This is a genomic window from Agrobacterium leguminum, assembly GCF_005144435.2.
GTDB lineage: Bacteria > Pseudomonadota > Alphaproteobacteria > Rhizobiales > Rhizobiaceae > Agrobacterium > Agrobacterium leguminum.
Genome location: NZ_CP120211.1, coordinates 298306 through 323601 on the forward strand (window position 1 = coordinate 298306; position 25296 = coordinate 323601).

Sequence of the window (25296 nt, forward strand, 5' to 3'; positions counted from 1 at the left end):
CCATCCCCGTTAATCTCTGCCTCGCCGTCGAGGATTTCAGGCGAGCAGAGATTAGGGAGTATGTCATGGCTAAGACAATGAAGGCAGCCGTCGTCCGCGCGTTTGGAAAACCGCTGACCATCGAGGAAGTGGCGATACCGGATCCCGGCCCCGGTGAAATTCTCATCAATTACAAGGCGACGGGCATTTGCCACACCGACCTGCACGCCGCAACCGGCGACTGGCCGGTCAAGCCCAATCCGCCTTTCATCCCCGGCCATGAAGGCGTCGGTTATGTCGCCAAGATCGGCGCTGGCGTCACAGGCATCAAGGAAGGCGACCGCGCCGGCACGCCCTGGCTCTACACCGCCTGCGGATGCTGCATTCCCTGCCGCACCGGCTGGGAAACGCTGTGCCCGAGCCAGAAGAATTCCGGCTATTCCGTCAATGGCAGCTTTGCCGAATACGGTCTCGCCGATCCGAAATTCGTCGGCCGCCTGCCGGATAATCTCGACTTCGGCCCAGCCGCACCGGTGCTCTGCGCCGGCGTCACCGTCTATAAGGGTCTCAAGGAAACCGAAGTCAGGCCCGGTGAGTGGGTGGTCATTTCAGGCATTGGCGGGCTTGGCCACATGGCCGTGCAATATGCCAAGGCCATGGGCATGCATGTCGTTGCCGCCGATATTTTTGACGACAAGCTGGCGCTTGCGAAAAAACTCGGAGCCGATGTCGTCGTCAATGGTCGCGCGCCTGACGCGGTGGAGCAGGTGCAGAAGGCGACCGGCGGTGTCCACGGCGCGCTGGTGACGGCGGTGTCGCCCAAGGCCATGGAGCAGGCTTACGGTTTCCTGCGCTCCAAGGGCACCATGGCGCTTGTCGGCCTGCCGCCGGGCTTCATCTCCATTCCGGTGTTCGACACGGTGCTGAAGCGCATCACGGTGCGCGGCTCCATCGTCGGCACGCGACAGGATCTGGAGGAAGCGCTGACCTTCGCCGGCGAAGGCAAGGTGGCGGCCCACTTCTCCTGGGACAAGCTCGAAAACATCAACGATATTTTCCACCGCATGGAAGAAGGCAAGATCGACGGCCGTATCGTCGTGGACCTCGCCGCCTGATGTGAAAACTGGCTGGCGGCGCTCACGTAAATGTGTGGCGCCGCTTGCCCCCGCCGCGTTCCCCGCGGGGCGATCTGCGCTATCCTTCCGCATCCGTGCGTTCAAGGAGGATAGAGCGATGGACAAGCCCAAGATCACGCAGGCCATGATCGACGCTTACGATGAATATACCCATCTCAGCCTCGATCGCCGCAAATTCATGGAAAAGCTCACCGTGCTGGCCGGGTCGGGCGCGGCGGCGGCCGCCATCGCCCCGCTTCTTTCGGCCAACAGCGCCCGTGCGGCTGTCATCGCGGCCGATGACGACAGGATCGTCGCCGAGGAGGTGACCTATCCCGCCCCCGGCGGCGAGATGAAGGGTTACCTCGTTACACCGAAATCCGTTTCCGGCCCCATCGGCTCGGTTATCGTCATCCACGAGAACCGTGGTCTGAACGACCATATTCGTGACGTGGCAAGACGGGTGGCGCTCGCCGGTTTCCGGGCGCTTGCGGTCGATTTCCTCTCACCGCAGGGCGGCACGCCCGCCGATGAGGAGAAGGCGCGGCAGATGTTTAGCGGTCTCGACATGGACGCGACCGTCGCCAATGCCGAAGCGGGCCGGGTATGGCTTGCGGCCCGGCAGGGGGCGAATGGCAAGGTCGGTGCTGTCGGTTTCTGCTGGGGCGGCGGGCTGGTCAACCGTTTCGCCACCAAATCGGCAGGTTTGAATGCCGGCGTCGCCTATTACGGCCAGCAGGCCCCGGCGGCCGATGTACCGGCCATCAAGGCGCCGCTCCTTTTGCATTATGCGGGTCTCGACGAGCGCATCAATGCCGGCATCGACGCCTATAAGAAGGCGCTGGAGGAAAACGGCAAGACCTTTGAAATCTTCGTCTATGACGGCGTCAACCACGCCTTCAACAATGACACGTCCTCGGCGCGCTACGACAAGGCGGCTGCCGATCTCGCCTGGGGCCGGACGACGGAGTTCTTCAAGAAATATCTGGCGTGATGGGGGTTTTGGGCGGGCATTGTCTGCGAACCGGAGGTGCGTGGGGCTTCACCCCCCTCTGCCCTGCCGGGCATCTCCCCCTCAAGGGGGGAGATCGATCTGCGGCGATGTCTCGTCCATCTTGAAGCTTGAGAATGAAGCGACAAGCGGGCCTCTTGCCGATCTCCCCCCTTGAGGGGGAGATGCCCGGCAGGGCAGAGGGGGTGAAGCCCCACGCACCTCCGGTCCGCTGATCTAAACGCCCCCAGCCCCACGCTTCAAATGCTCGTCGAGCCTCGGCATGATCTCCACGAAATTGCAGGGCAGGTGGCGATAATCGAGCTGGGCTTTCAGAATGCCGTCCCACGCATCCTTGCACGCACCCGGCGAGCCGGGCAGCACGAAGATGAAGGTTGCATTCGCCACGCCGCCGGTCGCGCGTGACTGGATGGTGGCGGTGCCGATCTTGTCATAGGAGATGCGGTGGAAAAGGGCGGAAAACCCATCCATGCGCTTTTCGAACAGCGGCTCCAGCGCTTCGGGCGTCACGTCGCGGCCGGTAAAACCGGTGCCGCCGGTGGTGATGACCACATCCACGCTTTCAGCGAGCGTCCAGTCGCGCACGGTGCCGGCAATCGCTGCTTTGTCATCGGGCACGATGGCGCGGGCCGCGAGCCTGTGGCCCGCTTCCTCCAGCCTTGCGACGAGCGTATCGCCGGATTTGTCGTTCTCCAGCGTGCGGCTGTCCGAAACGGTCAAAACCGCAATGCCAAGGGGAATGAAGGGTCTTTCGCCTGCCATGGCCTTATCCTCGAAGTGTCTGGTTTTCAAATGGTCCGCGTCGCCTGAAAATACCAGCCGGGGCGTTTCTTTCGAAGCGATGTTTCCGCTTTCCTGGCCGCTTCAAGGGAATGAAAAATCCCGAAACAGGTTGCCCCCGAACCGGACATGCGCACAAGCGCAGCACCCTCCTGCGACAGCAACCCAATGATTTCTCCGATCTCCGGCAGAAGCGCCTGGGCCGGTGGTTGCAGATCGTTACGGCTTTGCGCGAGAAAATCCATCCAGCCGATTGTCGCAGAGGCAGGCAGGGGCGGATTGGTCTTGTTCTGCAATCGCCGGAAAATCTCCGGCGTCGAGACCGCCTTCAGCGGATTGGCCAGAACCATCGCCAGTTCCGGCAGATCGGTGAGCGGTTCGATGTCCTCGCCGATGCCGCGCGCGATCAGGGATCGGCTTTCAAGGCACATCGGCACATCCGCCCCGAGCGTCAGCGCCGTGGATGCAAGCGTATCCGGTGCGATCCCGGCACGCCAGTGCCGCAAAAGCCCCCGCAGCGTCGCCGCCGCATCCGCCGAGCCGCCGCCGATACCGGAAGCCACCGGCAGGTTCTTTTCAAGATGAATGGCGACCGGGGGTACAGGTTGACCTGTCGATGCAAGCGCATCGCGCAACAGGTCCCTGGCGCGGGTGACGAGGTTATCGCCGCCATCGCCCGCGCGCAAAAGATTGCCGAAAGGGCCTGAGATGGAGAAACTGTCGGCATCGGCGTCGCGAATATGGATCGTGTCGCCGGCTTCGGTAAAGGTCACCAGCGTTTCGAGCAGGTGATACCCATCCGCTCGCTGGCCGGTCACATGCAGCGCCAGATTGATCTTGGCCGGGGCCGCCTCGATGGTCTCGGTGGCCCCGGATACGTCATGCCCGCGCATGCGGCGTCAGGATTTCTTGTCCGGAGTGGCAGCCGGTGCCGGTGCCGGAGGAGCCGGCGGCACCGGCGCGACGTCCTTCTTGGCGGTATTTTCGGCATCCTTTTCCACCGGCGGCAGGCCGTTGGCGATCTTTTCCTTCACCTTGGCCTTGTCCACGTCGTCGCTGTCGCCGATCAATGCGCGGTTCCACTGATAGACCGCCTCGATCTTGCGGCCGACCCGCCAATAGGCGTCGCCCAGATGGTCGTTGATGGTCGGATCGCCGGCTTTCAGTTCGATCGCCCGCTCCAGTTCGGTCACGGCTTCATCGAATGCGCCGAGGCGATAATGCGCCCAGCCGAGCGAATCGACGATATAACCGTCATTCGGCCGAAGCTCGACGGCGCGGCTGATCATCTTCATGCCTTCATCGAGATTGATGCCCTTGTCCACCCAGGAATAACCCAGATAGTTCAGAACCTGCGGCTGTTCCGGGTTCAGCTCCAGCGCCCGCTTGAAATTCGGTTCGGCCTTGTCCCATTCTTTCAGCCGCTCATAGGCGATGCCGCGCTGGAAGAAGACGGACCAGTCGGATTTCTGCGGCACGGAGCCGATTACCTCGATGGCTTTGTCGTAGTTCTCGGCCATCGCCTTGTAGTCCTTGGCGTCCGAAAGCACGCTGCCATAGGCGAGATAGGAACGAATGTCCTTCGGATCGGATTCGAGCAGGGATTTGAGATGCTTGCGCGCCTCATCCACCTTGCCGGTCTGCGCAAGCGTCAGTCCGAGCTGCAGCTCGGAGATGCGATACATCGGCGAATCCTTCGGCACTTCGCGATAGAAGGCAATGGCGCGGTCAGGCTGTTTCAGCGCTTCGGAAAGGCCGCCGAGAAGGATGAGCGTATCCGGGCTCTTCGGATCGAGTGCGCGCGACGTCTGCAGATAAAGCGTCACGATCTCTTCGGCGCCTTCGCGGTTCAGCGCGCCGGCGATGGAGAACATGACGCTGGCGGCGCCTTCCACCGCATTGGTGATCTGCTGCTCCGGCTTTTCACCGTTTTCGATGGACTGGCGAAGCGCTTTCAGCGGCGCGTAATTCGGCGCGAAAGTGTCTCCGACCGCAATCGCATCCAGCGCCTTCTGCTTGTTGCCGGCGGAAGCCTCCAGCCGGGCAAGCGCCATCACAGCGCGCATATAGGTATCGGAGGCGGTTGCCCCGCCTTCGCGGTCCGTCACCGCTTCGTTCAGGCTCTTGCGGGCGGCCTCGTTGTTGCCGGAAACAAGGGCGATGGCCGCCGCATTGTATTTCTGGAAGATCGAAATCCAGCCCGGGCCCTTCATATTGTTGACCAGCGCCAGCGCTTCCTTCGGCTTGCCGGAGCCGGCGCGCGCCCAAGCGGTCAACAGCGTGTTGACCATGCGGTCGAGATCGTTCGGACCGGTATATTTCAGGATCTTCTCGGCCTTGGCGAATTCCTTGTCCTTGATGGCGTCGAGACCGCGCACGATGGTCGTCACGCGCTCCACCGAGGTATCGTCCTTCATCGAATCGGCGATCTTGGCGCCGGCCTCGAAATTGCCGCTCAGAAGTTCGGCGATCATCAGCCGCTGGCGGATTTCCGTATTGGCCGGGTCGAATTCCAGCGCCTTTTTGTAAAGCGAAATCGCGGTGGGATAATCCTGATCGACATCGGCATTGCGCCCGGCGAGGAAGGCGCCGGAGAAGGTGTTCACCTTGCCGGGATCGAACGTAACGGCCTTGTCTTCCGGTGTCGCCTTCGTCTCCGCAAAGCCGGGGCTTGCAGCCGCGCCGATTGCGAGAGCAGCGGCAAGAGCCGCGCTGCAGAGAAGACGGAGTGCTGGTTTACGCCGCATGAGGGAACCTTTGCCTTTGTGCAGAAGCACGGAAAAATCAGTTTCCATTGTTGGTCACGATAGAATGGCTTTTTTGAAGCAACGCCGCAAGAAATTATGGCCCCGGCCACAATCACACCTTGCGGAGAAGCTGGCCCGGAACCCTGGGCGGATGGTCTTTTCCATCCGCCGTTCGCCCGGCCTGCGGCGTCAGTTCAGACGCTCGATGCAGAAGTCGATCACTTCCAGAAGCGCATCTTTCCAGGGGCTCTGCGGCAGCGGTGCGAGCGCATCGCGGGCGATGGTGCCGTAGTGCGTGGCGCGGCCGATCGTATCGCCAAGACCGTTGTATTTGGTGATCAGGCCCAGCGCCTTTTCAAGGTTCTCATCGCTGCTTTCACCCTTTTCGATGGCGTTGCGCCAGAAGGCGCGCTCATCCTGCGTGCCGCGACGATAGGAGAGGATGACTGGCAGCGTGATCTTGCCTTCGCGGAAATCGTCGCCGGTATTCTTGCCGAGATCGGCGGATTTGCCGCCGTAGTCCAGCACATCGTCGACGAGCTGGAAGGCGAGGCCGAGATTCATGCCGTAGGATTTCAGCGCGCTGCGGGTCGCCTTGTCGGTCTTGGCGACGATCGGGCCGACTTCCGCCGCCGCCGCAAAAAGGGCGGCCGTCTTGGCGCGAATCACCTGCAGATAATCGTCTTCGGTCGTTTCCATGTTCTTGGCGACCGAAAGCTGCAGTACCTCGCCCTCGGCGATCACCGAGGCGGCGGTGGACAGCACGTCGAGCGCATCGAGAGAGCCCACATCCACCATCATGCGGAAGGCCTGGCCGAGCAGGAAGTCGCCGACGAGAACGCTCGCCTGGTTGCCCCAGATGGTGCGGGCAGTGGATTTGCCGCGGCGCAGATCGCTTTCATCCACCACATCGTCATGCAGAAGCGTTGCCGTGTGCATGAATTCGACGCTGGTGGCGAGCTTGATGTGGTTGTCGCCCTCGTAACCGAACATCGAGGCCGAGGCGAGCGTCAGCATCGGCCGCAGGCGCTTGCCGCCGGAAGAGATGAGGTGGTTGGCCACCTCGGGTATCATCTGGACATCGGAACCGGCCTTGGAAAGGATAAGCTGGTTCACCCGTTCCATGTCGGGGCGGGTCAGGTCGACAAGCGGCTTGACGGATGCGAGTTTGTTTTTGCTTTCTTCAAGCGGTATGACGACGCCCAAGGGACAGGACTCCAGTTCGAATTTGAATTCGACAATAAAAACTGACGCCTTGCGCGGCAAGGGGCGAATTGCCGCTAGCCATTCAAAAAGATGGGAATTTAAGGTCTATCCATGCGTGAACTGATCCGTACCAACGATGCCGTGCTGCTCTCCTTCGCCGAAAGCCTGATGAAGGATGCCGGCATCCATTGCCTCATCGCCGATCAGGCGATGAGCATTCTGGAAGGATCGCTCGGTCTTTTGCCGCGAAGGTTTCTGGTGGAGGAAGATCGGGCCGATCAGGCCCGCCGCATTCTCATCGATGCCGGACTCGGCGACGAGTTGCGCAACGAAGAGGCTTGAACGGCGGTGGGCGACGGCATTTCCGAAACGATCGACGCCTTTCACCGGGGCCGGTTTCACATCCTCCAGCCGAAGGGCAGGGGGCACCGGGCCGGCATGGACGCCATGCTTCTGGCGTCATTGGTGGCGGATGAGCGTGCCTGCCGGATAGCCGATCTCGGCGCGGGCGCGGGAGCTGCGGGCATGGCGGTTGCGGCGCGGCTCGCAAAGGCCGAGGTGACGCTGTACGAACGCTCGCCGGAAATGGCGCAATTTGCCCGCCGCAGCCTCGAACTGCCTGAGAATGCTGCTTTTTCTGCCCGCGTCAGCGTGCGCGAAGCCGATGTGACCCTGCGGGCGAAAGCACGCGCCGAAGCGGGTTTGCCCGACGAGCATTTCCATCATGTCATCATGAACCCGCCCTATAACGATGCGGGCGACCGCCGCACGCCGGATGCCCTGAAGGCCGAAGCGCATGCCATGACGGATGGCCTGTTCGAAGACTGGATCAGGACCGCGGGCGCGATCATGGTGCCGGGCGGGCAGCTTTCCCTGATTTCAAGGCCGCAATCGGTGGCGGAGATCATCGCCGCCTGCGGCAGCCGTTTCGGCGGTCTCGAAATCACCCTCATTCATCCGCGCCCTGGCGAGGATGCGGTGCGCATGCTCGTCACCGCCATCAAGGGTTCGCGGGCGCGGCTGTCCTTTCGCGCGCCGCTCATCATGCATGAGACCGGCAGCCATGCCTTCACCCCCTTCGTGGATGACCTGAACAATGGCCGCGCCGCCTATTCGCGTAATGTAAGGGCAATCCGGCCCGCGTCATAAATATCGCCGTTCCGCCGGTCGCAAACCATTGTGTTTTCCGGGGCGATACATACATCCCTGACGAACGGATAAATGCTGCGAGGATTGAGTCGTGGGTTTTCTGAAGTATCTGGTGCCGAAACGCTTTCGTAAAAAAGAGCTCGTCATCCCGGTGGTGCGCATGCATGGCGCGATCATGGCCGGCGGCAACCAGTTCCGCCCCGCCCTCAATCTCGCCTCCTATGCGCCGCTTCTGGAAAAGGCCTTCGCCGTCAAGGATGCTCCGGCCGTCGCCATTTCGCTCAACTCGCCCGGCGGTTCGCCGGTGCAGGCGCGGATGATCTATAACCGCATCCGCCAGCTCGCCGAGGAAAAGGAAAAGAAAGTCCTGATCTTCGTGGAGGACGTTGCGGCCTCCGGCGGCTACATGATCGCGCTTGCCGGCGACGAGATTATTGCCGATCCTACCTCCATCGTCGGTTCCATCGGCGTCGTTTCCGGCGGTTTCGGTTTTCCGGAAATGCTGAAGAAGATCGGCGTGGAGCGCCGTGTCTATACGGCCGGCGAGAACAAGGTCATCCTCGATCCCTTCCAGCCGGAAAAGGAAGGCGATATCGATTACCTGAAGTCGCTTCAGGTCGAAATCCACAATGTTTTCATTGATATGGTCAAGATGCGTCGCGGCTCGAAACTGAAGGGCGACGAGGCGATCTTCTCCGGCCTGTTCTGGACCGGCATGCGCGGTCTCGACCTCGGCCTGATCGACGGGCTGGGCGACATGCGCGAGGTTCTGCGCCGCCGTTACGGTGAGAAGGTCAAGCTCCAGCTCGTCAGCGGCGGGCGCACTTTGTTCGGCAAAAAGGTGCCGGGCGTGAATGCGGCGCTGGACGTGAATGCCGAAAGGCTGGCCGCAGGCGCCGTCTCGGGGCTTGCGGAAGTTGCCGAAGAAAAGGCATTGTGGTCGCGTTTCGGTCTATGATGTCTCGGGAATAAAGCCTTATGGCGCAGCTCATTACAATTTTTCTTCTGGTGGTGGGATCCGTCATCCTATACCGCCGCTTCGTCCGCGATGCGGAAAAGCTCTCGGCGAAATCGAAACAGCGCGAGAAGGAACGCGAGACCGGCGCCATCGGCACGCTGATCAAGGACCCGGAAACCGGCGAATACCGGGTGAAGCGCGAGGATGAGACATAATTTTTCTGTAACGCAGAATTTGCGATAGTCGCTTTCGAGTAAGGAGACCGTCATGCGTGTCACGAAATGGGGCGATAGTCTTGCGGTCCGCATTCCGGCGGATGTCGCGGAAGCCTTGCACATCAAGGAAGGCGACGAGGTGGATGTTTCTGTGCCGACACAGGAACCGCCTGCTTCTATTTCGCAGGAGGAGCGCGAAAAGATACTGTCTTATATTCGCGCTCAGCGTTGGCAGCTTCCACCCGGCTGGAAATTCGACCGCGAAGAGGCAAATGAGCGTTGAGCCATTTGCCCTTTCTCGATACGAATATCTTCATTTACGCCTTTCTGGATGACGAACGGTCATCCAAGGTCCAAGAGATCGTTTCGAAACCTTATGTGACGAGCGTTCAGGCATTCAATGAGTTTGCCAGTGTAGTCCGGCGGAAGTGGCCTCAAAAATGGGGCGAAATCCGCAGATCGCTGGATGGTCTCCGTCGAATGGCTGTGACAGTCGTTGAACTCGATGTGCAGTTAAATGCGAGCGCCGTCGATCTTGTCGATAAATATAACTTCGCCTTCTATGATGCATTGATGGTAGCAGCAGCCCTGGAGGCTGAAAGCACCGTATTCCTCTCGGAAGACATGCATGACGGTCTTACCGTTGACGGGCGGATGAAGATCGTCAACCCGTTCACCGCCCGTCTCCACGCATAAAACCTTGACCCTCACGCCATGCCGTGGCACGTGTCCGCATCCGAAGTAAGTCAATGCTTACTTGTCCTCCTAACGCCGCGATGACTGCAATGACCGATGTTCCCGACCATATGAACCCGAAGCGTTCCTTTCAGGCGCTGATCCTGACGCTGCATAATTACTGGGCCGACAAGGGCTGCGCGGTGCTGCAGCCCTACGATATGGAAGTGGGCGCGGGCACGTTTCATCCGGCGACGACGCTGCGCGCGCTTGGGCCCAAGCCTTGGAAGGCCGCTTATGTGCAGCCCTCGCGCCGCCCGTCCGACGGCCGTTACGGCGAAAACCCCAACCGCCTGCAGCATTATTACCAGTATCAGGTCATCCTGAAGCCCAACCCTTCCAACCTTCAGGAACTCTATCTCGGTTCGCTGAAGGCAATCGGCCTCGATCCGCTGCTGCATGACGTGCGCTTCGTCGAAGACGACTGGGAAAGCCCGACGCTCGGCGCCTGGGGTCTCGGCTGGGAATGCTGGTGCGATGGCATGGAAGTCTCGCAGTTCACCTACTTCCAGCAGGTTTGCGGCATCGAGTGCTCGCCGGTCGCGGGTGAGCTGACCTATGGTCTGGAGCGTCTCGCCATGTATGTTCAGGGCGTCGACAATGTCTATGACCTGAACTTCAACGGCCGCGAAGGCGAAGAGAAGATTTCCTATGGCGACGTTTTCCTGCAGGCCGAGCAGGAATATTCCCGCCATAATTTCGAATTTGCCGACACCGCCATGCTGCATCGCCATTTCATCGACGCCGAAAAGGAATGCCAGGCGCTTCTCGCCGCCGGTGCGCCCGGTGATAACGACAATCAGCGCCTGCACAAATGCGTGTTTCCGGCCTATGACCAGTGCATCAAGGCCAGCCACGTCTTCAACCTTCTGGATGCACGCGGCGTAATTTCGGTCACGGAACGCCAGAGCTATATCCTGCGCGTGCGCACGCTGGCGAAAGCCTGCGGCGAAGCCTTCCTGCTGACGGATGCGGGCGGGCTGAACTGGAACAGGGCCGCCTGATTTTTGAAGGCAGATTCAAGCCGAAGCTTCTAATGAATTTGAAAGGCCGTTCTTGACGGCCTTTTATTTTGTGTTGATTGGTTATGTGAAACATCGTGATGGATTTGATTATGAATATTAGAAGCTTAGTTTTTTTGCCTGTATTGATGCTTGCATGTTTCCTCGGCAACGCTGCGGCTGCCGAAACGACTGAATGGATGAGCGGCAATGATGCCTTTCGCCGAGCAGACAAGCTGCGTAGTTTCGGAATGATCGTCACCCGCATGGATTGCAAGGACAGCGGCCAACGGACGCTCGATGTCGGTAGCGCGCTTGTCCGCATGCACTACACGCAAAACTCGAAAATGCTCGACTGGAGAATAGACGGCTGGAATCATCTGGGTGAGAACAAGGACTATTGGGCCGAACGCGGCTACAGGCTTGCCTCACACACCGTTTTTGTAAGGAAAACATCCGGTCTGCGATTATACTGCACCGTCTACAATAAATGACGCGCAGCACTGGTCGCGGTTTTATCCTCCCGGCAAAAACCGACAGAATGAGCGAAGCCCCATGACTTTGCGGCGATGAGCGGCTATCGTGCGCGCATCGAAGCTGGGAATCGCAATTCATGTTCATCACGCTGGCAATCATCGCGGCAATCGCGCTTTATGTCGTCTTCATCTATAACGGCCTTGTCAAGGCGCGGCAGATGAAGGAAGAGGCGTGGTCGGGCATCGACGTGCAGCTGAAGCGCCGCGCCGATCTCATTCCTAACCTCATCGAGACCGTGAAGGGTTACGCGGCGCATGAAAAGAGCACCTTCGAGGAGGTGATCAACCTGCGTAACCGGGCGCAGGCCGTGCCGGCCGGCGATGTCGAAGGTCGCGCCCAGGCGGAAGGGCTGCTGTCGCAGGCGCTCGGTAAACTCTTTGCACTTGCCGAAGCCTATCCCGATCTCAAGGCCAATACGAACTTTCTGGAATTGCAGCGTTCGCTGGAAACCATCGAAGGCGAAATCCAGATGTCGCGCCGTTATTACAATGGCGCCGCCCGCGATCTCAACGTCAAGGTGGAAAGCTTCCCCTCCAATCTGGTCGCAGGCCAGTTCGGTTTTGCCAAGGCGCCCTATTTCGAGATCGACAACCCGGCCGACCGCGCCGTGCCGACAGTGAAATTCTAAGCGCACTGTTCCCCCGGCGGCTTAAAACCTTCCGTTCAAATTCCGATAATCCGGCCCCGCGCCGCATTCTTTGACAAGACGACAATCATGATCGAACTGACCATCACCCCGCCCGACCACCCGCTTTCCGGCAAGGTCGAGCCGCCCGGCTCCAAGTCCATCACCAATCGTGCGCTTCTCCTGGCTGGTCTTGCCAGGGGCAAAAGCCGGTTGACCGGCGCACTGAAAAGCGACGACACGCTTTATATGGCCGAAGCCCTGCGCGAGATGGGCGTCAAGGTAACCGAGCCTGATGCCACCACCTTCGTGGTGGAAGGCACAGGTGTATTACAGCAGCCGGAAAAGCCGCTTTTCCTCGGCAATGCCGGCACCGCCACGCGCTTCCTCACCGCTGCCGCAGCACTTGTGGATGGCGCCGTCATCATCGATGGCGACGAGCACATGCGCAAACGCCCGATCATGCCGCTGGTGGAAGCCCTGCGCTCCCTCGGTGTCGAGGCGGAAGCGCCCACCGGTTGCCCGCCCGTCACCGTCTGCGGCAAGGGCACAGGGTTCCCGAAGGGCAGCGTCACCATCGATGCCAACCTCTCCAGCCAATATGTGTCGGCACTTCTGATGGCGGCCGCTTGCGGCGACAAGCCTGTCGATATCATTCTCAAGGGCGAGGAAATCGGCGCCAAGGGCTATATCGATCTCACCACATCGGCTATGGAAGCTTTTGGCGCGAAGGTGGAGCGGGTGAGTAACGCCATCTGGCGCGTGCATCCGACGGGTTACACGGCGACCGATTTCCACATCGAGCCGGATGCCTCCGCCGCCACCTATCTCTGGGGTGCCGAGCTTCTGACCGGCGGCGCAATCGATATCGGCACGCCGGCCGATAAATTCACCCAGCCGGATGCCAAGGCCTATGAGGTCATGGCGAAGTTTCCGCATTTGCCTGCCGAAATCGACGGTTCGCAGATGCAGGACGCCATTCCGACCATCGCGGTTCTCGCCGCCTTCAACGAGACACCGGTGCGTTTCGTCGGCATCGCCAATCTGCGCGTCAAGGAATGCGACCGTATCCGCGCCGTGTCGCTCGGCCTCAACGAAATCCGTAACGGTCTGGCACATGAGGAAGGCGACGACCTGATCGTGCATGCCGATCCGGCTCTTGCGGGCCAGACGGTCAAGGCCTCCATCGATACCTTCGCCGACCACCGCATCGCCATGAGCTTTGCGCTGGCGGCGCTGAAGATCGGCGGCATTGCCATCCAGAATCCGGCCTGCGTCGGCAAGACCTACCCGGCTTACTGGAAAGAGCTCGCCTCGCTCGGCGTCGAGTACACGGAAAAGGAAAGCGCTGCCGAGCCGCAACATTAGAAGAACGGTATTGGTTTTCCGTCATTCCGGCCTTGAGCCGGAATCCAGCGCGATCAAGTCCTTGATCGCGAAAGACTCTTCAAGCCGCGCAGACGCGCAGCTGCTGGATACCGGGTCATCCTCGGACTTGATCCGGGGACCGGTATGACGGAATGTCCGTGCTGCGCATCATCACTTGAAACCGGAAACGCTCCATTCCCTTAAGGAGAACCGCCCGTGAAGACCATCGCCGCAAGACTTCTCGCGTTGTTCGTCTTCCTGGGCGCGGCCTTCCCGGCCTTCGCGGAGGAATTCATCCGCTCCTACCATTCCGTTGTCGAGGTGGCGGCGGATGGCAAGCTGACGGTGACGGAAACCATCACCGCCCGCGCCGAAGGCCAGAACATCAAACGCGGCATCTTCCGCGATTTCCCGCTTTATGCGCTGGATGCGAATAACCGCCGCACCAAGGTGGATTTCAACGTCGTTTCGGTGGAGCGCGATGGCGCGCCGGAAAACTGGCGCACCGAAACTATCGATGGCGGCATCCGCATCTATACCGGCAGCGCCGACCGCTTTCTGCCGACCGGCGAGCATATCTTCCAGATCACCTATACCACCGCCCGGCAGATTCGCTATTTCAGCGATTATGACGAGCTGACCTGGAATGTCACCGGCAATAGCTGGCAATTCCCGATGGGCGAGATTTCCGCCACCATCACGCTGCCGCAGGGCGTCAGGGCCACCGATACGGCCGTCTTCACCGGTCCGCTTGGCGCGAAGGGCAAGGATGCGCGCATTCTGAACGAAGGCAACGAGGTGTTCTTCGCCTCCACCCGCCCGTTTACGGTTGGCGAGGGCATGACGGTCGCCGTCAAGCTTCCCAAGGGTGCGATTGCCGCGCCTGACACCTCGCAGGAGGCGGGCTGGTGGCTGCGGGATAATCTCGCCATCCTGCTTTCGGGCGGCGGGCTTTTCGCCGTGCTGCTCTATTACCTGCGGGCGTGGTTCGCCGTCGGCCGCGATCCGGCGAAGGGTGTGGTCGTGCCGCGCTGGGATGCGCCGGAGGGGCTTTCGCCCGCTCTGGTCAACTATGTCGATAATCGCGGTTTTTCGGGTGCCGGCTGGACAGCGCTCTCTGCCTCGGCCCTTGATCTTGCGGTCAAAGGCTATGTCGTTCTGGAAGACCTCAAGAACGCCATCGTCATTCGCCGCACGGAAAAGGCAGCCGCTACCGATCTGCCGACCGGCCAGAAAACGTTGCTTGCCTCCATCGGCAGTCCGGGCGAGACTTTGACCATCGACAAGGCCCATGGTGCGGAAGTCGAAAAGGTCGGAAAACAGTTCCGCGCAGCGATAGAGAAAGAACATCGCGGCAAATATTACCGCAGCAATGCCGGCTACATCGTCTTCGGCATCTTCCTCAGTATCGCCCTCATCGTCGCGACGTTGATCTTCGGCGATCTGGATGAAAGCGCCATTGCCGCCGTGCTGGTCTTCGGCTTTTTCGCCTTCTTCTTCAGCATCCTGTCGATCGGCATCGGCCGCCAATTCTCGCGCGGCGCACCGTTGCGCAAGCGGATCGGCGGCATCGTCATGCTGGCCTTTGCCGGTTTCGTGGCCTTTTCCGCCATCGGCGGCATCGCCACGCAAATCCTGCTGGATGTGACGCATGACACCAAGTCGCTGGCGCTGGCCGCCATTGGCGGCATCGTGCTCACCAACGCGCTGTTCCTGTTCCTGATGGGCGCGCCGACGCCGCTCGGCCGCAAGCTGATGGATGGCATCGAAGGGCTTAGAACCTATCTGACGCTGGCGGAAAAAGACCGGATGAACATGGCCGGCGCGCCCGCCATGTCGCCGCAGCATTTCGAGACGTTGCTGCCCTATGCCGTGGCGCTCGGCGTCGAAAAACCGTGGAGCCGCACCTTCGAGGCCTGGCTTGCCACGGCTGCCGCCGGTGCCGCTGCTGCAAGTTATGCGCCCGGCTGGTATGCGGGCAGCAATTACGGAACCTTTGGCGACAGGATCGGCGGCTTTTCCACCTCCATGGCGAACACTATCGCCTCGACCATTCCCCAGCCTGTCAGCTCGTCCGGCTCCAGCTTTTCGGGCGGTGGCGGCGGCGGTTTTTCCGGCTCCGGCGGCGGCGGTGGTGGTGGTGGCGGCTGGTAACGCCCGCCGGCGGTAATTTAACCGAATGCCTTGGTGACTTTTGCCGCGTTGCTTGCTAAGCCGACCGCAAACGTCCGACAACAGATAAAGTCCTGATCCCATGCCCGATCTTCTGCTTGAACTCCGCTCCGAGGAAATCCCCGCCCGCATGCAGCGCAAGGCGGCGGGCGATCTGAAGAAACTCGTCACCGATGCCTTGGTGGAGAGAGGGCTGACCTATGAGGGTGCGCGCGAATATTGGACGCCGCGCCGCCTGACGCTGGATATTCGCGGCCTCAACGCCCGCTCCGCCGATGTGCGCGAGGAAAAGAAGGGCCCGCGCACCGACGCCAATGAAAAGGCCATCGAGGGCTTTCTGCGCGGCGCTGGCCTCAACGACATTTCGGAAGCGCAGGTCGTTTCCGACCCGAAGAAGGGCGATTTCTACATCGCCATTATCAACAAGCCCGGCCGCCCGGCGGAAGAGATCATCGCGGAAGTGATGCCCGGCATCATCCGCTCCTTTCCCTGGCCGAAATCCATGCGCTCCGGCCCGGCCTCCATGCCGAAGGGTTCGAGCTATGCCGGTATAGAAGGCAAGGGCTCGGAAAGCCTGCGCTGGGTGCGGCCGCTGCAATCCATCGTCTGCCTGTTCGGCCCCGAACATGACGAAACCCAGGTCATTCCTTTCGCTATCGACGGCATCGTCGCCGGCAACGTCACCTATGGCCATCGTTTCCATGCACCCGGCCCGATCACCGTGCGCCGTTTCGAGGATTATGTCTCGAGCCTCGAAAAGGCGAAGGTCATTCTCGATGCCGAACGCCGCAAGGATATCATCCTGCACGACGCCAAGGATCTCGCTTTCGCCAACGGTCTGGAACTGGTGGAGGATGAAGGCCTGCTGGAAGAAGTCTCTGGCCTCGTCGAATGGCCGCAGGTTCTGATGGGCACCTTCGAGGAAGATTACCTGCAGATCCCGGCGGAAATCATTCGCCTCACGATCAAGACCAATCAGAAGTGTTTCGTCACCCGCAATCAGGGTGCGGAAGAGGGTCTATCCAATCGCTTCATCCTGATCTCGAACATCGAGGCGAGCGATGGCGGCAAGGAAATCATCCACGGCAATGGCAAGGTCGTGCGCGCCCGCCTGTCGGATGCCCGCCACTTCTGGAACCGCGACCAGGGCGATCTGCCCGATCTGGAAACGCTGAAAGATTCGGCTGCGAAATTCGGCCTCGATCTCAAGAAGCCGCTCGATCAGCGCATGGCGAAGCTCGATGCGCTCAACGTTACCTTCCATGCCAAGCTCGGGACGCAGGGTGAGCGCGTCGCCCGCATCCGCGAACTGGCGAAGGCGCTGGCCCCGGTTGTCGGTGCCGATGCCGATCTGGTGGACCGCGCCGTGGTGCTGGCCAAGGCGGACCTGCGCACAGAAGCCGTCGGCGAATTCCCCGAGCTTCAGGGCCTGATGGGCCGCAAATATGCGGCGCTGCAGGGCGAAAACGAAAGCGTTGCCGCCGCCATCGAAGACCACTACAAGCCGCAGGGTCCCTCTGACCGCCTGCCAGCCGACAAGGTGGCGATCACGGTCGCTCTGGCCGACAAGCTCGATACACTCGTTGGTTTCTGGGCCATCGACGAGAAGCCGACCGGCTCCAAGGATCCCTTCGCGCTGCGCCGTGCGGCGCTGGGCGTGGTACGTATTCTGCTTGAGAAAAACGTGCGGCTTCCGCTGCTGAGCGTTGCGAAGGACCCGGACCTTCTCTCCTTCTTCCATGACCGCCTGAAAGTCTATCTGCGCGACCTCGGCGCGCGTTACGATCTGATCGACGCCGTCCTGACGCCGGAATCCGACGATCTCCTGATGATCGCCCGCCGTGTCGAGGCGCTCACCGCCTTCATCACCGGCGAGGATGGCCGTAACCTTCTGGCAGGCGCCAAGCGTGCAACCCAGCTTCTGGCTGCGGAAGAAAAGAAGGGCACCGTGGTGGCCGATGGCGTCTCGGAAGAGCTGTTGAAGCTCGATGCCGAAAAGGCGCTTTATGCGGCGATCAGGACGGCTTCTGCCGACGCTGCGAAGGCTGTTGCGGGCGAGGATTTCCGCTCCGCCATGCAGGCGCTCTCCACACTTCGCGCACCGGTCGACAAGTTCTTTGAGGATGTGCTCGTCAATGACGAGGATGCGGCCATCCGTGCAAACCGTCTGGCGCTGCTGAAGGCTATTCGCGAGGCGACCGGAACGGTTGCGGATTTCTCGAAGATCACGGGGTGAGGGGCGTTGGGGTAGCCGTACATGTCAGTGTGCGCGGTTCACCCCCCTCTGTCCTGCCGGACATCTCCCCCTCAAGGGGGAGATCGAATCGCGGCAGCCTCTCGATCACCTCTAATGTCGCGATTTTAGCGGGGAGCCTTCCTTTTGCCGATCTCCCCCCTTGAGGGGGAGATGCCCGGCAGGGCAGAGGGGGGTATTTTCGGCTTCCACGCTTGCCGGGATCGTTTTAGATTGACCGACATGACCCCCAAAATCCTCATCAGCGCCTGCCTCCTCGGCCAGCCGGTCCGTTACGACGGCAGAGGCAAACCCTTCTCCCACCCGGCGATAGACCGCTGGCGGCAGGAGGGCAGGATGGTGACGATCTGTCCGGAAATGGCGGGCGGTATGTCCGTACCGCGCCCGCCGGCGGAAATCGAGAAGGGTGCCTCCGGTGTCGATGTGCTGGAAGGCCGCGCCCGCGTGCTGGAAGTGACCGGCGGCGATGTCACGGCGCAATTTATCGCCGGCGCGGAAAGGGCGCTGGCCTTCGCCAGGGCCAATGGCTGCACATACGCGCTTCTGATCGATGGCAGCCCGTCCTGTGGCTCGGTTGCGATCTATGACGGTTCGTTTTCCGGCGTCAAACACGCGGGCAATGGTGTGACGGCGGCGCTATTCGAAAAAGCCGGTATTGCCGTATTTTCACCTGCCGATATCGACCGGCTGGATGCGCTGACCCGTTAAAAGAAAAGCGCCGGAGTTTCCCCCGGCGCCGGTTTCCATCGATAGCCCTGAGGCATATCACCCCGCCATACGCATCTGCTCTGCCATACCATGAAGCTGGTGGCCGGAAGAGACGCGGAAGCCGCGGATGAGGTTCAGCAGTTCCTCGGTGTCGACGGCGAGCGCTTCCGCCGAAGCCGTGGTTTCTTCCGCCATCGCCGCATTGTGCTGGGTGGCGACATCGAGCTGGTTGAGCGACGAGGAGATCGAGCGCAGCGTCGTATCCTGTTCGGCGGCCGAATGGGCGATCTTGCTGACGATTTCGTTTGCCGATTTGATCTGATCCGAGATGCGTTTCAGCGCATCGCCGGCCTCGCCGACAAGGCGCACGCCGTTTTCCACCTGGGCGGAAGAGCGGGCGATCTGGTCCTTGATCTCCTTGGCGGCGGCGGCGGATTTCTGTGCCAGTTCGCGCACTTCCTGCGCCACCACGGCAAAGCCCTTGCCAGCCTCACCGGCGCGCGCCGCTTCCACACCGGCATTCAGCGCCAGAAGGTTGGTCTGGAAAGCGATGTCGTCGATCACGCCGATGATGTTGGAAATCTGGTCGGAAGATTGCTCGATACCGCTCATCGCGGTGATCGCCTCTTCCACCACCCGGTCGCTGCGCATGGCTTCGGAGCTGACGGTGGTGACGCGCTTGGCGGCGTCGGCCGCCCCTTCCGCCGTCTGGCGCACCGCAACCGTCAATTCATCGAGAGCGGCCGAGGTTTCTTCCAGATTGGCAGCCTGCCGTTCGGTGCGCTGCGAAAGCTCGTTGGAGGCCTTGCGGATTTCCTCCTTGGAGCCGCCGATGTCGATGCTCTTGGAGTTCACCTTGGCCATGGCGGCGTCGAGATGGATCAGGGCCTCGTTGAAATTGTCGCGCAGCGCCGCGTAGCGGTTGCCGAGATCGCCGCAACGTACGGTCAGATCGCCGCCCGCCAGCTTTTCCAGCGCCTCGCCGATGGTGGTGACGACACGCGCCTGCAATTCCGCCTCGTCACGCTGCATGTCGAGATTGTTCTGGCGCTCCGCATTGAGCTGCCGCTGCTGTTCTTCCTCACGGCGCTGCATGGCATGGCGCTCGCGCACCTTGTCCTGAAGCGAGGCGGTGGCCTTCGCCATCATGCCCACTTCGTTCGTCAGGCCGGTATGGGGAATGGCGAGCGAGACGTTCTCATTGGCCACTTCACCGAGCGCACGGTGAATATCGCCAAGCGGCTTCGAAATGCCACGGATGACGTAAAAGGCGGCGGCAAGCGCCAGCACGAAGATGGCGGCACCGATGGACAGCGCCTTCATCACCTCGCCGCGCACCTGTGCGTTCAGATCGTCGATATAAACGCCGGTCACGACCACCACCTGCCATGGTTCGAAGGCAAGCGCATAGGAGCTCTTGGCGTAGTCATTGCCTTCCATGCCGGGCTTCGGACCGTAAAAATCCGTCTGGCCGCCGCCATTGCGGCCAAGCCGCACCAGCTCGTCGCGATAGGCGAAACCCTTGCTGTCCGGCTTGCCCTTGAAGCTTTCGCCGACGCGCTTGGCATCGGGGTGGAACTTCATCGTCACGTCGTAGTCGTAACCGAACAGATAGCCGTCCGGCGTGAAGCGCATGGCGCTGACGGTGGCGTAAGCCTGTTTCATGGCCTCGTCGCGCGAAAGCGTTCCGGCCTTTTCCTTGTCGTGGAAGGATTGCAGGATGGAGATCGCCGATTGCACCTGCGTCCGCAGCATGCCGTAGCGCTCCTCATAGATAGCGTCGGTGGCGGATTTCAGCTGGTAAAACGTCGCCACGGCGAAGGCGGCCATCAGGGCCACCACGAGAACGATCAACTGACGGGAAATGGAAAGGTTCTTCATGGGCGCTCACAAGCGTTTGGGATCGCGCGCCTGAAAACGCCGCGCGGTACCGATGTTTCGGAGAAGGGAGAGGCGCATGATGCGCGATAAAAGGGCCGAAAAGCGCGTGTCCGCGCCGTGGCCTCATCCTGTGCTGCATCGCACTATAGACGCACTTAGCGGCTAAAAATTTGAATAAATATTTAATTAGCGAAAGCTTTATCAGGCCCGACAGGCAGAATAGGCGGGGGGAAAAGCAATATTCCCCACATGGTTGCGGTGCCATTTCGGGAATGCAGCGAAGACGCGATTATTTGACGTTCGTCATGAAATGCGTCATCGGCCGGTCAATTGCCGCGCAATTTGAAATCCGGGAACTGGGGGGCGCCGATCACCGAGGCGCTGGCCGGTTCGGCTGAGTTTTCGGTGGAGATTTCCTTGACGGCTGCCGTGGTCGTCGTCACGTCGATGCCGGCCGGTGTCGAAACCGTCTCAGCGGGATGTGCCACGGGTTCTGCGTCGTCATAGGTCGCGATGGCGGTGCTGGAGGTTTCCGCCATCCATGCGGGATTGGTGCTGACGAAGGTGACGGGCGCGCCGCCAAGCCAGGCTTCGGTGCGCAGCAGGGTGCGCTTGCCGTCGACTTCGCGCATTTCCGTGTGCTGCGTGCCCGGCTCAATGGAGGGAACGGCATAACCCTGCGCCACGGCCTTGCCCTTCATGGGCTTGCAGCCCGCGCAATCGCGACGAATGAAGCTGCCATTGGCCACATGAACGCCGTTTATATATTCGATGGAAGACGCCATCGCCGACCCGCCGGTCAGCGCGACAATCGCTGTCAGAAAAAGACGACGCATCGAAAAACCCCCGAAATGACGGCGCGGCCTCGTGATCGAGACACAATGCGCCATTCAATGTTCCGGCAAGTATTACCGCTGTTTCGTTTCCATCGGGTCAGCAAACTTGGTAAAAATTGAACGAAATATTCGCATCCAATCCCGTTTGCCTTAAGGATCAGGCCTTCTCGCGCGCAACGGCCTGCCAGCCGATATCGCGGCGGCAGAAGCCGTTTTCCCACTCCACCTTGTCGGCCAGCGCATAGGCGCGTACCTGCGCTTCCGTGACGGTCTTTCCAAGGGCGGTAACGTTCAGCACGCGTCCGCCCGTCGCCACCAGCCCGCCGTCCTTCAGCGCCGTCCCGGCATGGAACACCTTCGCCTCTTCGCTGGCCTCGGGAATATGGGCGATCGGCGTGTTCTTGTCGTAAGCGCCGGGATAACCCTTCGAGGCGAGAACGACGGTCAGCGCCGCGTCGTCGCGCCATTCCGCCTCAACCTTGTCCAGCGTGCCGGTGGCGGTGGCGTAGAGGATCGGCAGCAGATCGCTTTTCAGGCGCATCATCAGCACCTGGCATTCGGGATCGCCGAAGCGGACGTTATATTCGATCAGTTCCGGGCCCTTGGCGGTGATCATCAATCCCGCAAAAAACACGCCGGAAAAGGGATTGCCATCCTTGGCCATGCCCGAGATCGTCGGCTCGATGATCTCCTTCATGGTGCGCTCCACCATGGCCGGTGTCATGACAGGAGCGGGGGAATAGGCACCCATGCCGCCGGTATTCGGGCCGGTATCGCCATCGCCGACGCGCTTGTGATCCTGCGCGGTGGCGAGCGCCAACGCGGTCTTGCCGTCCGAAAGGCAGAAGAAGCTCGCTTCCTCGCCATCGAGGAAGGCCTCTACCACCACTTCGGCGCCGGCCGCGCCGAAAGCGCCGTCGAAACAGTCGTCGATGGCGGCAAGCGCTTCCGCTTCTGTCATCGCCACGGTCACGCCCTTGCCGGCGGCAAGCCCGTCCGCCTTGATGACAATCGGCGCGCCCTGTTGACGAACATAATCCTTGGCCGGTTCAGAGGTCTTGAAACGCTGATAAGCGCCGGTCGGAATATCGTAGCGCGCGCAGAGATCCTTGGTGAAGCCCTTGGAGCCCTCAAGCTGGGCGGCTGCCTTCGAGGGTCCGAAAGTGGCGATGCCGGCGGCGCGCAGATCATCCGCAAGACCGGCAACCAGCGGCGCTTCCGGGCCGACCACGACGAAGTCGATTGCCTTTTCCTTCGCAAAGGCGATGACGGCCGCATGGTCTTCCACCTTCAGCGCCACCAGCGTCGCATGGTCGGCAATGCCGGGATTGCCGGGGGCGGCATAAAGCTCATCGAGCAGGGGAGACTGGGCGATTTTCCACGCCAGCGCATGTTCGCGTCCGCCGGAACCGATCAACAGAACTTTCATGGTCAATACCCCTGCAAATTCGCCAGTAACCTTGTGGGACGGGCGTTAAGGGCAGGGGGGCGAAAGGTCAAGGAGAAAGCGCCGCAAATGCCCGTCTTTCCCTTGAACGCCGCCTTTCCTGTGGAATCGTTGCCGCCTCTTGTTGTCACGCCACAATCAGACATTATGTTCGCCGCTCCAGACGTGACATCAGAGAACCCCCAAGAGTCCCCTATGACCGCAGACAATGCCCGCCTCGCCTCGCTCATCGCCACCGAAATCAACGCCCGCCCCGATCAGGTAAAGGCGGCGGTGGCGCTGCTGGACGAGGGTGCGACCGTTCCCTTCATCGCCCGTTACCGCAAGGAAGTGACGGGAGGACTGGACGACACCCAGCTTCGCACGCTTTCGGAACGTCTTGTCTATCTGCGCGAACTTAATGCGCGCCGCGCCTCCATCGTCGATTCCATCACCGGTCAGGGCAAGATGACCGATGAACTGATGGTCAAGATCATGCAGGCAGGCACCAAGGCGGAGCTGGAAGACCTCTATCTGCCCTATAAGCCGAAGCGCCGCACCCGCGCGGAAATCGCCCGCGAACGCGGTCTCGGCCCGCTCGCAGAAGCCATCTGGGATAACCGCGCCGCCGATCCGGCGAAACTGGCGGAAGCTTATGTTCAGGGCGAGGTGGCCGATGTGAAGGCGGCACTGGAGGGCGCGCGCGACATCGTGGCGGAAACCATGACGGAAAATGCCGATCTTCTCGGCCGCCTGCGCGATTACATGCGCCAGAACGCCACCTTCCGCGCCAAGGTGGTGGATGGCAAGCAGGCGTCGGGCGAGAAGTTCTCCGACTATTTCGATCATTTCGAGCGTTGGGCGACGGTGCCGGGCCACCGGGCGCTGGCCATGCTGCGCGGCTGGAACGAGGAAGTGCTGACGCTGACAATCGATGTCGATGCGGACGATCCCTCACCGGTGAAACCCGCACAGCGCACCATCGCCGCCGCCTTCGATATCCGCAATGCCGGCCCCGCCGACCAATGGCTGATGGAAGTGGCAGGCTGGACCTGGCGGGTGAAGCTTTCCATGTCGCTCTCGCTCGATCTGATGCGCGAATTGCGCGAGCGTGCCGAAGAAGAGGCGATCCATGTTTTCGCCCGCAATCTCAAGGATCTGCTGCTGGCCGCACCGGCCGGCTCCCGCGCCACCATGGGTCTCGATCCGGGCATCCGCACCGGCGTCAAGGTGGCAGTGGTGGATGGCACCGGCAAATTGTTGGACACCACAACGGTTTATCCCTTCCCGCCGAAGAACGATGTGCGCGGCACGCAGGCGGAACTCGCCTTGCTTATCCGCAAGCACAATGTCGAACTGATCGCCATCGGCAATGGCACCGGCAGCCGCGAGACGGAAAAGCTGGTCGCCGACCTTCTGGCGCAGATGCCGGCTTCGGCTTCAGGCGCAAAGCCCACCAAGGTCATCGTCTCGGAGGCGGGTGCTTCGGTCTATTCCGCTTCTGAACGGGCAGCCGCCGAATTCCCCAATCTCGATGTTTCGCTCCGCGGCGCCGTCTCCATCGCCCGCCGCCTTCAGGATCCGCTGGCGGAACTGGTGAAGATCGAGCCGAAATCCATCGGGGTCGGTCAGTACCAGCACGATGTCGATCAGGGCCGTCTCAGCCGCTCGCTCGATGCCGTGGTGGAAGATGCGGTGAATGCCGTCGGCGTCGATCTCAACACCGCCTCTTCACCGCTTCTGGCGCGGGTGTCCGGCCTTGGCAGCTCGATTGCCGATGCCATCGTCGCCCATCGCGACCAGACCGGCCCCTTCGCCAGCCGCAAGGAACTGCTGAAGGTGCCGCGCCTCGGCCAGCGCACCTTCGAGCAATGCGCCGGCTTCCTGCGCATCCCGAACGGCAAGGAACCGCTGGATGCTTCCTCGGTTCACCCGGAAGCCTATGGCGTAGCAAAAAAGATCGTCGCCGCCTGCGGTCGCGATCTGCGCTCGCTGATGGGCGACAGCGCCGCGTTGAAGGCGCTCGATCCGAAGAAGTTCATCGACGAGCAATTCGGCCTGCCGACCGTGAAAGACATCATCGCCGAACTGGAAAAGCCCGGCCGCGACCCGCGCCCGAGCTTCAAGACCGCGACCTTCGCCGAGGGGGTGGACGAGATCACCGATCTGAAACCGGGCATGCTGCTGGAAGGCACCGTCACCAATGTCGCTGCCTTTGGTGCCTTCGTGGATATCGGCGTGCATCAGGACGGGTTGGTGCATGTCTCGCAACTCGCCGACCGTTTCGTGAAGGACCCGCATGAGGTCGTGAAGGCGGGCGATGTCGTCAAGGTGCGTGTCGTGGAAGTGGATGTGAAGCGCAAGCGCATCGGTCTCACCATGCGCAAGGATGGCGGCGAGGCAGCGCCGCAGCCGATGCGCGAGAAGGGCAATGCCAGCGCCATGCGGCACGCGACATCCAAGCCGAAAGAGCGCAACGAGGGGTCGCAAACCGGTGGTGCGCTTGCCGCCGCTCTGGCTGAAGCCATGAAGCGACGCTGACCTGCGGTTGAAATGATTTTTTACCAAAAAGCCCCGCCGCACACCCCGGCG

General features: G+C 61.2%; 23 protein-coding genes. 16 read left to right on the forward strand and 7 right to left on the reverse strand.

Annotation, left to right across the window (positions count from 1 at the left end; translation table 11 throughout):
* The first annotated feature begins 65 nt into the window (after positions 1–65).
* Together adhP and CFBP4996_RS01435 are read left to right on the forward strand one after the other, a co-directional pair.
* Positions 66–1094, forward strand: a complete 1029-nt coding sequence (adhP, locus tag CFBP4996_RS01430; RefSeq protein WP_004440101.1) for an alcohol dehydrogenase AdhP — start codon at positions 66–68, stop codon at positions 1092–1094.
* Between the two features lie 118 nt (positions 1095–1212).
* Positions 1213–2088 carry a dienelactone hydrolase family protein gene (locus CFBP4996_RS01435; protein WP_080852639.1) on the forward strand — a complete coding sequence of 292 codons (876 nt, stop codon included), beginning with the start codon at positions 1213–1215 and terminating at the stop codon, positions 2086–2088.
* Positions 2089–2322: 234 nt separating this feature from the next.
* Here CFBP4996_RS01435 and moaB read toward each other — a convergent pair whose 3' ends face one another.
* The 4 genes from moaB to CFBP4996_RS01455 all read right to left on the reverse strand — a co-directional run bounded on the left by moaB (position 2323) and on the right by CFBP4996_RS01455 (position 6839).
* Positions 2323–2868, reverse strand: coding sequence for a molybdenum cofactor biosynthesis protein B (moaB, locus tag CFBP4996_RS01440; protein ID WP_162935930.1), 546 nt, complete (start codon positions 2866–2868; stop codon positions 2323–2325).
* A 26-nt stretch (positions 2869–2894) separates the two neighbouring features.
* Entirely contained in the window at positions 2895–3779 is an 885-nt protein-coding gene (locus CFBP4996_RS01445) for a 4-(cytidine 5'-diphospho)-2-C-methyl-D-erythritol kinase (RefSeq protein WP_080852637.1), read from the reverse strand.
* Positions 3780–3785: 6 nt separating this feature from the next.
* Complete coding sequence (locus CFBP4996_RS01450) at positions 3786–5681, reverse strand: tetratricopeptide repeat protein (protein ID WP_162935929.1); 1896 nt, start codon at positions 5679–5681, stop codon at positions 3786–3788.
* A 141-nt stretch (positions 5682–5822) separates the two neighbouring features.
* On the reverse strand, positions 5823–6839 hold the full coding sequence (locus tag CFBP4996_RS01455; RefSeq protein ID WP_035261923.1) for a polyprenyl synthetase family protein: 1017 nt from the start codon (positions 6837–6839) through the stop codon (positions 5823–5825).
* A gap of 111 nt (positions 6840–6950) precedes the next feature.
* Between CFBP4996_RS01455 and CFBP4996_RS01460 the strand changes: the two genes are divergently transcribed.
* The 13 genes from CFBP4996_RS01460 to CFBP4996_RS01520 all read left to right on the forward strand — a co-directional run bounded on the left by CFBP4996_RS01460 (position 6951) and on the right by CFBP4996_RS01520 (position 18561).
* Positions 6951–7181, forward strand: a complete 231-nt coding sequence (locus CFBP4996_RS01460; RefSeq protein WP_003503261.1) for a putative signal transducing protein — start codon at positions 6951–6953, stop codon at positions 7179–7181.
* Between the two features lie 6 nt (positions 7182–7187).
* Positions 7188–7988: a tRNA1(Val) (adenine(37)-N6)-methyltransferase gene (locus CFBP4996_RS01465; protein WP_121490280.1), complete on the forward strand. Its 801-nt coding sequence runs from the start codon at positions 7188–7190 to the stop codon at positions 7986–7988.
* A gap of 91 nt (positions 7989–8079) precedes the next feature.
* Positions 8080–8946 carry a S49 family peptidase gene (locus tag CFBP4996_RS01470; RefSeq protein WP_020813605.1) on the forward strand — a complete coding sequence of 289 codons (867 nt, stop codon included), beginning with the start codon at positions 8080–8082 and terminating at the stop codon, positions 8944–8946.
* 20 nt (positions 8947–8966) lie between these two features.
* A complete protein-coding gene (locus CFBP4996_RS01475) occupies positions 8967–9161 on the forward strand; it encodes an NfeD family protein (RefSeq protein ID WP_080852636.1) in 195 nt (64 codons plus the stop codon).
* A 52-nt stretch (positions 9162–9213) separates the two neighbouring features.
* Positions 9214–9444, forward strand: coding sequence for an AbrB/MazE/SpoVT family DNA-binding domain-containing protein (locus tag CFBP4996_RS01480; protein WP_035218801.1), 231 nt, complete (start codon positions 9214–9216; stop codon positions 9442–9444).
* Positions 9441–9857: a PIN domain-containing protein gene (locus CFBP4996_RS01485; protein ID WP_080852635.1), complete on the forward strand. Its 417-nt coding sequence runs from the start codon at positions 9441–9443 to the stop codon at positions 9855–9857. Before CFBP4996_RS01480 ends, CFBP4996_RS01485 begins: the two co-directional genes overlap by 4 nt.
* 80 nt (positions 9858–9937) lie before the next feature.
* Positions 9938–10900 carry a glycine--tRNA ligase subunit alpha gene (locus CFBP4996_RS01490; protein ID WP_020813609.1) on the forward strand — a complete coding sequence of 321 codons (963 nt, stop codon included), beginning with the start codon at positions 9938–9940 and terminating at the stop codon, positions 10898–10900.
* 95 nt (positions 10901–10995) lie between these two features.
* Positions 10996–11391, forward strand: coding sequence for a hypothetical protein (locus CFBP4996_RS01495; RefSeq protein WP_233283515.1), 396 nt, complete (start codon positions 10996–10998; stop codon positions 11389–11391).
* A gap of 119 nt (positions 11392–11510) precedes the next feature.
* Positions 11511–12062, forward strand: a complete 552-nt coding sequence (locus tag CFBP4996_RS01500) for a LemA family protein (RefSeq protein WP_080852634.1) — start codon at positions 11511–11513, stop codon at positions 12060–12062.
* Between the two features lie 87 nt (positions 12063–12149).
* On the forward strand, positions 12150–13427 hold the full coding sequence (aroA, locus tag CFBP4996_RS01505) for a 3-phosphoshikimate 1-carboxyvinyltransferase (protein WP_080852633.1): 1278 nt from the start codon (positions 12150–12152) through the stop codon (positions 13425–13427).
* 216 nt (positions 13428–13643) lie between these two features.
* Positions 13644–15581: a DUF2207 domain-containing protein gene (locus CFBP4996_RS01510; RefSeq protein ID WP_080852632.1), complete on the forward strand. Its 1938-nt coding sequence runs from the start codon at positions 13644–13646 to the stop codon at positions 15579–15581.
* A 100-nt stretch (positions 15582–15681) separates the two neighbouring features.
* Complete coding sequence (glyS, locus tag CFBP4996_RS01515; RefSeq protein ID WP_080852631.1) at positions 15682–17835, forward strand: glycine--tRNA ligase subunit beta; 2154 nt, start codon at positions 15682–15684, stop codon at positions 17833–17835.
* A gap of 231 nt (positions 17836–18066) precedes the next feature.
* The gene (locus CFBP4996_RS01520) at positions 18067–18561 is read left to right on the forward strand and encodes a 2-thiouracil desulfurase family protein (RefSeq protein ID WP_080852630.1); all 495 of its coding nucleotides are present in this window, start codon (positions 18067–18069) and stop codon (positions 18559–18561) included.
* Between the two features lie 57 nt (positions 18562–18618).
* Here CFBP4996_RS01520 and CFBP4996_RS01525 read toward each other — a convergent pair whose 3' ends face one another.
* The 3 genes from CFBP4996_RS01525 to purD form a co-directional block, all read right to left on the reverse strand.
* Entirely contained in the window at positions 18619–20442 is a 1824-nt protein-coding gene (locus CFBP4996_RS01525) for a methyl-accepting chemotaxis protein (protein WP_020813615.1), read from the reverse strand.
* A 326-nt stretch (positions 20443–20768) separates the two neighbouring features.
* Positions 20769–21278: a plant virulence effector HPE1-like domain-containing protein gene (locus CFBP4996_RS01530; RefSeq protein WP_080853245.1), complete on the reverse strand. Its 510-nt coding sequence runs from the start codon at positions 21276–21278 to the stop codon at positions 20769–20771.
* Between the two features lie 157 nt (positions 21279–21435).
* The gene (purD, locus tag CFBP4996_RS01535) at positions 21436–22707 is read right to left on the reverse strand and encodes a phosphoribosylamine--glycine ligase (RefSeq protein ID WP_080852629.1); all 1272 of its coding nucleotides are present in this window, start codon (positions 22705–22707) and stop codon (positions 21436–21438) included.
* A 213-nt stretch (positions 22708–22920) separates the two neighbouring features.
* Here purD and CFBP4996_RS01540 point away from each other — a divergent pair, with 213 nt between their 5' ends.
* Positions 22921–25245 (forward strand): Tex family protein, encoded by a 2325-nt coding sequence (locus CFBP4996_RS01540; protein WP_080852628.1) that lies wholly within the window; start codon positions 22921–22923, stop codon positions 25243–25245.
* Positions 25246–25296 lie beyond the last annotated feature (51 nt).

Excerpts from the sequence above, each read along its gene's own strand:
- aroA (WP_080852633.1), top strand. The coding sequence starts at position 12,150 with ATGATCGAACTGACCATCACCCCGCCCGACCACCCGCTTTCCGGCAAG.
- CFBP4996_RS01435 (WP_080852639.1), top strand. The coding sequence starts at position 1,213 with ATGGACAAGCCCAAGATCACGCAGGCCATGATCGACGCTTACGATGAA.
- glyS (WP_080852631.1), top strand. The coding sequence starts at position 15,682 with ATGCCCGATCTTCTGCTTGAACTCCGCTCCGAGGAAATCCCCGCCCGC.
- CFBP4996_RS01460 (WP_003503261.1), top strand. The coding sequence starts at position 6,951 with ATGCGTGAACTGATCCGTACCAACGATGCCGTGCTGCTCTCCTTCGCC.
- adhP (WP_004440101.1), top strand. The coding sequence starts at position 66 with ATGGCTAAGACAATGAAGGCAGCCGTCGTCCGCGCGTTTGGAAAACCG.
- purD (WP_080852629.1), bottom strand. The coding sequence starts at position 22,707 with ATGAAAGTTCTGTTGATCGGTTCCGGCGGACGCGAACATGCGCTGGCG.
- CFBP4996_RS01490 (WP_020813609.1), top strand. The coding sequence starts at position 9,938 with ATGACTGCAATGACCGATGTTCCCGACCATATGAACCCGAAGCGTTCC.
- CFBP4996_RS01525 (WP_020813615.1), bottom strand. The coding sequence starts at position 20,442 with ATGAAGAACCTTTCCATTTCCCGTCAGTTGATCGTTCTCGTGGTGGCC.
- CFBP4996_RS01530 (WP_080853245.1), bottom strand. The coding sequence starts at position 21,278 with ATGCGTCGTCTTTTTCTGACAGCGATTGTCGCGCTGACCGGCGGGTCG.
- CFBP4996_RS01500 (WP_080852634.1), top strand. The coding sequence starts at position 11,511 with ATGTTCATCACGCTGGCAATCATCGCGGCAATCGCGCTTTATGTCGTC.
- CFBP4996_RS01475 (WP_080852636.1), top strand. The coding sequence starts at position 8,967 with ATGGCGCAGCTCATTACAATTTTTCTTCTGGTGGTGGGATCCGTCATC.
- CFBP4996_RS01540 (WP_080852628.1), top strand. The coding sequence starts at position 22,921 with ATGACCGCAGACAATGCCCGCCTCGCCTCGCTCATCGCCACCGAAATC.
- CFBP4996_RS01480 (WP_035218801.1), top strand. The coding sequence starts at position 9,214 with ATGCGTGTCACGAAATGGGGCGATAGTCTTGCGGTCCGCATTCCGGCG.
- moaB (WP_162935930.1), bottom strand. The coding sequence starts at position 2,868 with ATGGCAGGCGAAAGACCCTTCATTCCCCTTGGCATTGCGGTTTTGACC.
- CFBP4996_RS01445 (WP_080852637.1), bottom strand. The coding sequence starts at position 3,779 with ATGCGCGGGCATGACGTATCCGGGGCCACCGAGACCATCGAGGCGGCC.
- CFBP4996_RS01450 (WP_162935929.1), bottom strand. The coding sequence starts at position 5,681 with ATGGAAACTGATTTTTCCGTGCTTCTGCACAAAGGCAAAGGTTCCCTC.